This window comes from Nostoc sp. DedQUE12b (genome assembly GCF_034530835.1).
Classification (GTDB): domain Bacteria; phylum Cyanobacteriota; class Cyanobacteriia; order Cyanobacteriales; family Nostocaceae; genus Nostoc.
On record NZ_JAVRCI010000143.1, the window covers coordinates 1 to 9,132 of the forward strand.

The following is a 9,132-nucleotide window of genomic DNA, read 5'->3' on the forward strand; positions in this document are numbered from 1 at the left end:
TTTAGATCCTCTTTTGCGTAGCTGGTTATTGGAGGATATTGGTAGGGGCGATCGCTTTCCCAGAGCTTAAATTATTTATAGACCAATTCCTTTGCGCCTCAATCTGACAGATGGTATCCAACGCCAAATCGTTTTGTACCCACATCTGCCCGGTTATCTGTCAATGCGAATCAGAAAATTTGTCATACATAATATGTAGGTAGTAACCTCTTTGCTGTAACCACACAGAAAAAATTCAGTCCCAACCTAATGCTTCACTGATTTGCGCTGCTAGTTTCAAGGGACGGAAAGGCTTGGCAAAGATAGCAGCTACATCTAAGCCAGCAAAGCTCTCTTGAGCGGACTCCTGGACTTTGGCAGTTAGTAAAATTACTGGAATTAACCTAGTGATGGGGTTAGCTTTCAGTTGTTGCAGAGTGGCACGCCCATCCAAATCAGGCATCATCATATCTAGTAAAATTACATCAAGTTTAGAGTTGGCAGCTAGATTCAACGCTTCTCGACCAGAAGAAGCAGTCAATACGTTCCAACCAGCACCCATTTCTAATCCCAATTTTGCGATCGCCTGCACATCTTCTTCATCATCAACAATCAAGATATTTCTGCTCATATTGTCACTCTCAGATGATATGTGATGCTGATTAGCTTGATTAGTCTTCAGCTATTTTAGAACGCAATCGGGCAGAAGTAGGGGAGATTTGGGTAATTAAAAGCTGTTATTGAGAGTCTACTAAAGGTAGCAGTACATAAAAAGTGCTACCTTTGCCTAAAATACTCTGAACCCAGATTTTACCATCATGTTGCTGTATGATATCTCGGCAAATAGCCAGTCCTAAACCTGTTCCTCCTTTATTGCGGGAGTCAGATGCGTCTACCTGCTGAAAACGCTCGAAGATGATTTGCAATTTATCTTCAGGAATTCCTCGCCCTTCATCTTGGATTGTAATTAAAAGGAAGTTGGATGATAGCTGATTTTCTTCAGACTCAACGCCTCTGGATTCTGAAAGAGTTGCGCTTATCCACACAGTATCTCCTGGTTCAGAAAACTTAATCGCGTTGCTCAGTAAATTGGTGAGGGTTTGCAAGAGACGATCGGGATCTGCCCAAAGTTCTACTGCTACAGGATTTATAATCAGTCGAACTTGTAATTTATCTGCCATTGCTTGCATTGCTTCCGTTGCCGTAATTAGCAAGTCTGCGGCGTTGCACTTCGCCTTGCGCGTGAAGATTTTGCCCGATTTCATCCGCTCTAAATCGAGAATATCGTTCACTAAACGAATCAGGCGTTCAGTATTAGTGGTGGCAATGCTGAGGACTTTTTGCCCCTGTTCATTCAAAGTTCCCAGTTGTCCTGAATTCAATAAATCTAATGCTCCCATTGTGGAAGTTAAAGGTGTACGCAACTCATGACTGACTAAAGAGATAAATTCGTTTTCTAGGCGTTTGCGTTCGGTGATGTCATTGGCAATTAATAAAGCACATGGCACTCCACCTAAGTCAATTAATTCGAGAGATATCAGTATGGTTTTGAGTTCTCCAGACTTAGTAGAAAATTCAAATTCTAGATTGTATAGTGAGCCAGTTTCTGGCAGAAGTTGAATTGTTTGAGCGATCGCGACTGTGTTTTTACCCAAATTAAGTTCAGCAGCAGTATCACCAATCACTTCCTCTAGACAATAACCGCTCATCTTCAAGAAACTGGGATTGACATCAATAAAACGAGCTTCCGAAACTGTAGCGATCGCGATTGGGTTGGGACTAGAGCGAAAAACTTTAGCAAACTTCTCTTCTGCTTTGGCGCGTTCAGAAATTTCCTGCTGCAACCGCTCATTTTGGGCTTGGAGTTGTCGTTGCAGTTTCCAAATGGTCAAGTGATTTTCAATTCGTGCTAAAACCTCTTCTAGTTGAAAAGGCTTAGTAATATAGTCTACCCCACCAACTGTAAAGGCTTTTACTTTATCTAGCACATCACCCAAGGCGCTGATAAAAATTACTGGAATTTCGCGGGTGCGATCGTTTGCCTTCAGGTGTTGGCAGACTTCATAGCCATTCATCTCAGGCATATTCACATCCAACAAAATTAGGTCGGGGGGAACTGCATTTGCTCCCCGTAAACCCGTAGAACCTTTAGTTACACTTCTAACTTTATATCCCTGTTCTGTCAACATGGCAGATAGGAGATTCAGGTTTTCTGGCGTGTCATCAATCACCAGTATGTCTGCTTTCGGGAAGTTGAGTGACTCTTTAGGCATGGAAATATCGACTTTAGCCACAATAGGCTACTAATTGTTTCTAGAGATTTTAACCTTAGTTCAATATCTTAATAATCAGTTACAAAAAAAATAGCAATTACCCATTTATCTACCCTAGTTCTCCCCGATTAATTTCTAATGTTAAAAACATCAAATCAAATTTGTAAATTACTTACTAAATTACACAACAAGGAGTAACTTGAATGCAAAATGCAACCATGCGGAAACCAACTATTCTTGCATCAGGAGAAGGAAATCAATTTTCAGTTATTGGTGCACAGTTCACAACAAAAGTAACCGGAGAAGAGACTAATCAAGCGTGGACAATTTATGAAATTACAGATACAGAGGAAAATGGCCCACCACTTCATACTCACCCTTGGGAAGAGGCGTTTTATATTCTAGAAGGTGAACTAGACATCCAAATTGGTACAGAAACAATTTTGGCATCACCAGGCTTTTTCGTTAACATTCCTCACAATACAGCACACGGCTTTAAAATTCGTTCTGCTACTGCGAAATTTTTGGTTTTAATTTCACCCAAGGGCGCGAAAAAGTTTTATGAAGAAATGGGTCAAGTAGCAGATAGTGCATCCCTAAACATGGAAAAAGTACAGCCTGTTTTGAGCAAATATGGATTGCAGTTTATTGCATGAAATTTTGCTTTGGGTGGATTTGGGCGCACATATGTGTGCCCCCATTGGGATAGGCAATATATAAACACGCAGAGTTCGCGTTGTAAATCGCTTTTGTTGACAAATAAATCTATTTCCACAGAAATGCTATGCACTCAATAACCAACAAGCAACTCTATTCCAGAGCAAAAACTGTCCGCTTTTTCGCTACTACTGCCCTGAGTTTGGGTTTCACCGCTAGCCTTGTTTTTTACCCAAGCGCGAGTCAGGCGGGTAACGATAATGGAGTGCCTGCTGAACTCCAGGGCGAGTGGCGGTACGGTCGAATCTCGTCTATCCAATACCAAGACAGTTACACAGGGCAGTCCGCAGCCCCAAACGGCTCTAGCGATCAATTCCAACTTGCATCTAACGGAAACTACAAGCGAAATAGGCTGATTCAAATCAACACCTACAACTGTGCGTCTAACCTTTTCATAGAGGAAAAAGGCAAAGTTAAGATTGAGGCTCAACGCCTTACTTTTGTACCTAGCGACAGCACATCTAAAGGGCAAATCTGTAATAGCGGACGCACCTACTCCAGCCGAAATACAGCAAAGCCTGAAACTTACGAGTGGTTGATCGAGACGAATGATTATGGGCAGCAAGTTTTAGTACTTGAGACTGCCGATGGTAAGGGTCGCGCTCATTATGGACGACCTCAATAAGTTAATGATACCAAGTTGCATAGAAGCCAATACGCTGAGGTTAAGAATTTTTTCTCTCTCCTACCTCCCCTAGTTCTACCCGATTGTTTTCTAATCTACAAAATATCGAACTGAGGTTATTTTATGATTCACCATATTTCAATTGCTGTTAGAAACCCTAGCCATGTTGCTCAAGTTTTGGCGGAAATCTTAAAAGCGCAAGCTGTTCCCTTTCCTCCTAACCCAGGAAGTTTTATGGTTATACCTTTTGATGAATATGGTACAGCCATTGAACTTTATCCTTTAGGTTCTCAAATAGAACCTGGCGAAGGTGATGAACAATGTGTATTTGTGCATACTGCTATTACTGCTAGGTATACAGATATTCATGCAGCAATCTCTGTACCCATTAGTCAGCAAGAAATTGAAAAAATTGGTGTGCGTGAAGGTTGGCGTGTAGTGCGCTGTAACCGCGATTCTTTCTTTGATGTGATTGAGTTTTGGGTAGAAAACAGGTTAATGGTTGAATTACTAACACCAGAAATGGCATCTCAATATTTGAAATTTGCTACCCAGCAAGAAAATCTGAAATATTTTTTGGCAGAACCAGCTTTAGCTACAACTTGATAAACATTTATTGCAATCCTATTTTATTTGTAAGAATTGCAAACAGCAACTCCTCAACTTCTCAAATAAGTTGGGGATTTTGTCGACTATAAGTCACTAAAAAACAAGCTGAGGCTTTGGGAAAGTTTTTTCATGTTGATGCAAGTTTGTTTATTTTAGAATCAGCGATCGCTTTTATTTGCACCTACCATGTGATAAACTTCTTTGCGTCTATGACTGAGACAAAAACTTTATTTCTTCATCGCCGGATATTGTTTTAATACCTGCTGTAAATATTGCCCAGTATAAGACCTGGGATTTTTTGCAACTTCCTCCGGTGTACCCACAGCAATCAATTCTCCCCCTTTGTCGCCACCTTCTGGCCCCAAATCTATCACCCAGTCAGAACAACGAATTACATCTAAATTGTGTTCAATTACTAATATTGAATTACCTTTATCTACCAATCGTTGCAACACATCTAATAATTTGTGGACATCGTAAAAAGATAACCCTGTTGTCGGTTCATCTATTAAATAAAGTGTCTTACCTGTAGCGCGTCGAGATAGTTCTGTTGCCAATTTCACCCGTTGCGCTTCACCACCTGATAAGGTAGTCGCAGGTTGTCCTAATTGGACATAACCCAACCCGACATCAAATAAAGTTTGCAAACGCGCGATCGCTTTGGGTATATTCTGGAAAAAGTCTAAACTCTCTTCAACTGTCATTCTCAGAACATCAGAAATAGACTTATCTTTATACTTCACTTGCAAAGTTTCGCGGTTATACCTTGCACCTTTACAAATTTCGCATTGCACGTAAACATCAGGGAGAAAGTTCATTTCAATAACATTCACACCCTGTCCGCTACAAGCTTCGCAACGTCCACCTTTAACGTTGAAGGAAAATTGTCCAGGTTTGTAACCCCTAGCTTTAGCTTCTACTGTTTGAGAAAATACATCTCGGATGGCATCGAAAATTCCTGTGTAAGTTGCAGGGTTAGAACGTGGTGTACGTCCAATTGGGGATTGATCGATAACGATCGCTTTATCAATCGCGTTTAATCCCTGAATTTTATCCAAATGTCTCGGTAAGGGAACTTTCTTAGTTAAATGGTGTTGCAGAGATGGATATAGTAATTCATTAATCAGAGTAGATTTGCCAGAACCAGACACACCTGTGATGGAGACGAGTTTACCTAATGGAATGTCTACATCGATATTTCTTAAATTGTTGCGATGGGCATTTTTAATTCCCAAACTACGCCCATTTCCTTCTCGGCGTTCTGCTGGTGTGGTAATTACTCGCCTTCCTGATAAATATGCACCCGTCAAAGAATCTTCTGCTGCTAATAACGCCTGAAAATCACCTTGGGCGATAATATTTCCGCCGTGAATTCCTGCACCAGGGCCAATATCAACTATGTAGTTGGCTGCACGAATTGTTTCTTCATCGTGTTCAACGACAATTAATGTATTACCCAAATCGCGTAATTTAGTTAAAGTTTTGAGCAACCTGCCATTATCTCGTTGATGCAAACCAATACTCGGTTCATCTAGAACGTAGAGAACTCCTGTTAAACCAGAACCAATTTGCGTTGCTAGACGAATTCGTTGGGCTTCGCCACCGGAAAGAGTCATAGCGGGACGGTCAAGGGTGAGATAATCTAAACCTACATCTAACAAAAATTGCAATCTAGCTTTGATTTCTCTCAGGACTAAATCGGCAATTTGTAACTGGCGATCGCTCAACTTAAATTGCTCAATTCTCTCCCGACAATCCCGAATCGAGACTCCAGTTAATTCTAAAATTCCATATTGTCCCAACTTCACCGCCAAGGCTTCCGGTTTTAACCGTTTTCCCAGACAAACTTCACACGGTTGATCGATTAGATACTGCTCTAATTTTTGCTTAACTAATTCCGAACCACCCTCATATTGCCGTTGCAAAATTGGAATAGCACCTTTAAAACTCTGCTTTCTCTGTGCCTCTGCGGCTCGTTCGTCTTTCTCGCCATACAGAAGAATTTGCTGCTGTTCTTCTGTCAGCTTGCCCCAATTTGTCTGTAACTCAAATCCATAAATCTGTCCGACACTATAGAGTAATTCCAAGTAATAAGAATTATCTTTTTCTGACCAGGGCGCGATCGCAGCGTAAACTGGCGCTTCCCAGTCGGGTACTATCAAGTCTGGCGCAAATCTTCTTAAAGTCCCAATTCCGTGACAGTGCGGACAAGCACCATAAGGTGAGTTAAAGGAGAACAATCGCGGTGATAGTTCCTCCATTACCGCGCCATGTTCTGGACAAGCAAAGTTTTCTGAAAATACTAATTCTTCTTCTTTTTCTTGTCCGTCGTCACCAAGCAGACTCACCAGAATGGCTGCAATACCACCTGATTGCTTGAGACACGTAGACAAAGAATCAACCAAACGCTCCTGAATATCAGCCTTTTTCACCAAGCGGTCAATTACCACTTCGATGGTGTGGGTAAGATTTTTATCCAATTCAATGGAATCTGACAGTTCGCGGATCTCCCCATTGATTCGCACGCGGACAAAACCTTGAGAAGCCAGACTTGACAAAAGCTTACGGTGTGTGCCTTTTTTCCCCCTGACAACGGGTGCAAGAATTTGGAAGCGGGTGCGATCTGGTAATTCCATGATGCGATCGCACATCTCATCGATTGTCTGGGGGGCAATACAGCGATCGCATATCGGACAATGGGGTTCGCCAGCCCGACCAAACAACAGCCGCAAATAGTCGTAAATCTCTGTCACCGTACCGACTGTGGAACGGGGGTTATGAGACGTTGACTTTTGGTCAATAGAAATTGCTGGACTTAAGCCTTCAATCGCTTCCACATCCGGCTTATCTAGTTGTCCGAGAAATTGCCGTGCATAGGCGCTGAGGGATTCCACATAACGGCGTTGCCCTTCAGCGAAAATGGTATCAAAGGCTAGGGAAGACTTACCAGAACCTGAAACGCCAGTGAAGACGATTAGGCGATCGCGTGGCAATTCCAAGTCAATATTTTTCAGATTATGCTGCCTAGCACCCCGAATCCGAATGGTATTCTGGCTGTTGTGGCTGGGGTACGGAAGATGTCCATTCAAGGATGCTGCTAGCTGTTGGTCTGACATATTGGCGGCGAAGAAGGAGTTTCTTATGAAACAGTCCTTAATAATACTATCTTTAATCGGTTTATTGTAGAACAATAGTACTGTTTTAGTTAGTTATCGTTCCAGATTCATGGCGCAGACATCCTTAAGAGTCTGCTAATTTGGAAGCATCTCGATTAAATATCCTTCTGAGGGCGAAGCTATGGTATCGCAAATCCAACCGCCGACCCAGCCAGAGGTCATCTACCCAGATAGCGACGGACAACCAGTGGCTAATAATACCATACAATTTGGCTGGATTGTAGAAATCAAGCAGAATATAGATTGGCTATTTGCCGACGATCCAAATGTATTTGTCGCCGGAGATTTATTTTGGTATCCCGTAGAGGGACGTAACAAAATTGTTAACGCCCCAGATGTGATGGTGGTATTGGGTAGACCAAAAGGCGATCGCCTCTGTTACCAACAATGGAAAGAAGAGGGAATTGCACCGCAAGTGGTGTTTGAAATTCTTTCTCCCAGCAACACCCAAACTGAAATGGACAAGAAATTACTTTTCTACGATCGCTATGGCGTGGAAGAGTATTACATTTACGATCCTGAGCGAAATAATTTGCGTGGATGGTTGCGTAGCGAAGACGGTTTAGATGTCATCCCCCAAATGGAAGATTGGGTGAGTCCCCGTTTAAAAGTTCGGTTTGCTTTATCAACAGAGGGTTTGCAGTTATATCGCCCTGATGGAGAACGGTTTTTAACTTATACAGAAATTTCTCGCAACGCCGAGCAAGAACGACAACGGGCGGAACTTGCAGAACAAGCTAGAAGAGATGCCATACCCCGATTATTGCAAATGGATTTGAGCATCGAACAGATTGCCCAAGCTTTGGCATTATCAGTGGAAGAAGTGCGAACCTTTGCTCAGGAGTAACGCCGTGTGCAATTTTTTAATCGCGCTATTAGAAATTGAATTTGTACTTGAAATATTCTGATTATGCTAGCCAATGCAGCCACTCATAATGTCACCTGGGAAAAGTTACCTGATGATTTTGTTTTAGACAACAAACCAGTGGATAACATTAATCAGCCACTCTTGGCTGCTGCTTTAACAGAAAGCTTGGAACTTGCTGGAAGATTACCCGCCGATGCTTTAACCATCACTAACTACGGTATCTGCGCCACTTTGAATAATCGATTTGTCGTCAAAGCACCAGATTGGGGTTATGTACCATCTATTCGAGTCTCACGAGAAGAAGTGAAGCGCAGTTATACGCCACGACTCCAAGGTGATATTCCTGTAATTGTGATGGAATTTCTCTCAGATACCGAAGGTGGAGAGTATTCGAGTAAACCGACCTATCCCCCTGGTAAATGGTTTTATTATGAGCAGATTTTACAAGTGCCAAACTATGCCATTTTTGAACCAGACGGGGGAGTTTTAGAAGTTTATCGGCGAGATGATTTAGGAAATTATGCACTGCAAACACCAGATGCAAATAATCGTCACTGGATTGCCGAAATGAACTTGTTTTTAGGCGTATGGCAAGGAAGCCGAGAAAACCGCATAGGTTATTGGTTGCGTTGGTGGGATGATAACAGCGAACTATTACTGTGGGGTTTGGAGTTAGCAGCAAAAGAACGGCAAGAGAAAAATGTCGCTCAACAGCTTGCAGAACAAAAAAGTCAGCGTGCAGAGAGATTAGCAGCCCAGTTAAAAGCGCTAGGAGTGGAACCAGAGGTTTAACTCGGAAGTTCGACCTTTTTACTCGGCCATTGGTGTTTGGAACTCGGAAGTTCGACCTTTTTACTCGGTCATTGGTGTTCGGAACTCGGAAGT

General features: G+C 42.3%; 8 protein-coding genes. 5 read left to right on the plus strand and 3 right to left on the minus strand.

Annotated features, from left to right (window positions below):
* Positions 1-235: 235 nt before the first annotated feature.
* Both RMY16_RS32560 and RMY16_RS32565 read right to left on the minus strand, forming a co-directional pair.
* Positions 236-610 carry a response regulator gene (locus tag RMY16_RS32560; protein WP_322739840.1) on the minus strand — a complete coding sequence of 125 codons (375 nt, stop codon included), beginning with the start codon at positions 608-610 and terminating at the stop codon, positions 236-238.
* Positions 611-716: 106 nt separating this feature from the next.
* Positions 717-2,273, minus strand: coding sequence for an ATP-binding protein (locus RMY16_RS32565; protein WP_322739841.1), 1,557 nt, complete (start codon positions 2,271-2,273; stop codon positions 717-719).
* A 182-nt stretch (positions 2,274-2,455) separates the two neighbouring features.
* Here RMY16_RS32565 and RMY16_RS32570 point away from each other — a divergent pair, with 182 nt between their 5' ends.
* From RMY16_RS32570 to RMY16_RS32580, 3 genes are all read left to right on the plus strand, one after another.
* Positions 2,456-2,908 carry a cupin domain-containing protein gene (locus tag RMY16_RS32570; RefSeq protein ID WP_322669406.1) on the plus strand — a complete coding sequence of 151 codons (453 nt, stop codon included), beginning with the start codon at positions 2,456-2,458 and terminating at the stop codon, positions 2,906-2,908.
* 128 nt (positions 2,909-3,036) lie between these two features.
* A complete protein-coding gene (locus RMY16_RS32575) occupies positions 3,037-3,594 on the plus strand; it encodes a hypothetical protein (RefSeq protein ID WP_322739842.1) in 558 nt (185 codons plus the stop codon).
* 123 nt (positions 3,595-3,717) lie between these two features.
* On the plus strand, positions 3,718-4,200 hold the full coding sequence (locus RMY16_RS32580; RefSeq protein ID WP_322669404.1) for a hypothetical protein: 483 nt from the start codon (positions 3,718-3,720) through the stop codon (positions 4,198-4,200).
* Positions 4,201-4,430: 230 nt separating this feature from the next.
* On the opposite strand, the gene uvrA is transcribed toward RMY16_RS32580, so the two are convergent.
* Complete coding sequence (gene uvrA / locus RMY16_RS32585; protein ID WP_322739843.1) at positions 4,431-7,319, minus strand: excinuclease ABC subunit UvrA; 2,889 nt, start codon at positions 7,317-7,319, stop codon at positions 4,431-4,433.
* A gap of 181 nt (positions 7,320-7,500) precedes the next feature.
* Between uvrA and RMY16_RS32590 the strand changes: the two genes are divergently transcribed.
* Together RMY16_RS32590 and RMY16_RS32595 are read left to right on the plus strand one after the other, a co-directional pair.
* A complete protein-coding gene (locus tag RMY16_RS32590) occupies positions 7,501-8,226 on the plus strand; it encodes a Uma2 family endonuclease (protein ID WP_322739844.1) in 726 nt (241 codons plus the stop codon).
* 63 nt (positions 8,227-8,289) lie between these two features.
* Positions 8,290-9,039, plus strand: coding sequence for a Uma2 family endonuclease (locus RMY16_RS32595; RefSeq protein ID WP_322739845.1), 750 nt, complete (start codon positions 8,290-8,292; stop codon positions 9,037-9,039).
* The last annotated feature ends 93 nt before the right edge of the window (positions 9,040-9,132 follow it).